Raw genomic sequence first — 839 nt, 5'->3', positions numbered from 1 at the left:
CTCGGCAACTTCCTTTACTAAAAACAATCCCATCCCTGTTGATTCACGGTATTTACGGCCGTTTTCGCCAGTATAAAATGCATCAAAAATTCTTCTTACGTCTTCTTTTGGTATACCGACTCCAAAGTCCCTCACTTCTAGTAATACGTTTCCGTCTTGTTCATCCAAAACAAATTGGATTTTATTCGATTTTCCAGTTGAATATTTCACTGCATTTTGAACAAGTTGTGATACCATAAAAAATAACCATTTTTCATCCGATTCTACCATTAAGTTTTTTTGCTTCTCATTGACCTCAGGATAAAGATTGTTTCTAATATATAACCGTTTATTATCCTGATTTACTTCTTGAATTAATTTTAATAAATCTACTTTTTTAATATGAAAGTCCTGCTCAATTGTCCGCAGCCGCCCCATATATAACACCATATTTAGACCGGTTTTTAATCGATCTGTTTCTTCCCGAAAACTGGAGGCATCGGGCTCATCCAAATCTTTTGCCATTAATTCGATGACTGATAGAGGTGTTTTCATTTGATGAATCCATCGATCCATAAAAATCAGATGTTCTTCCTGTTTTTTTCCCATAACAATAAATTGTTCTTGAAATAGATTGTACTGTGCTTTCAAGAGTTGGTTTAATGCTTTTCCAATTGCAACATCATCCTGTTCTTGCAATGTCTCATCAAGTTTTCCAACTGGTACAGATAATCGTTTGTAAAATTTTCGGCGTCGAATGTAATAATAACTGAGATAACAAACGAGGAAGAATACACCTAAAAATAGGCTATATAAAATGATCTCAACTTGACGAAAACCGGCAAGCCAAACTATTCCAA

Annotated in this window: 1 protein-coding gene; it reads right to left on the bottom strand. The window is 34.6% G+C overall.

Annotation, left to right across the window (positions count from 1 at the left end; all coding sequences use genetic code 11):
• Positions 1 to 839 (bottom strand): sensor histidine kinase (locus tag ACPYKA_RS16845; RefSeq protein WP_479543374.1); only part of this gene is annotated, 839 nt, incomplete at both ends.

It is taken from the genome of Pseudogracilibacillus amylolyticus (SeqCode), assembly GCF_051918545.1.
Taxonomy (GTDB): Bacteria; Bacillota; Bacilli; order Bacillales; family Amphibacillaceae; genus Pseudogracilibacillus.
This window is presented reverse-complemented; position numbering and strand designations above follow the sequence as displayed.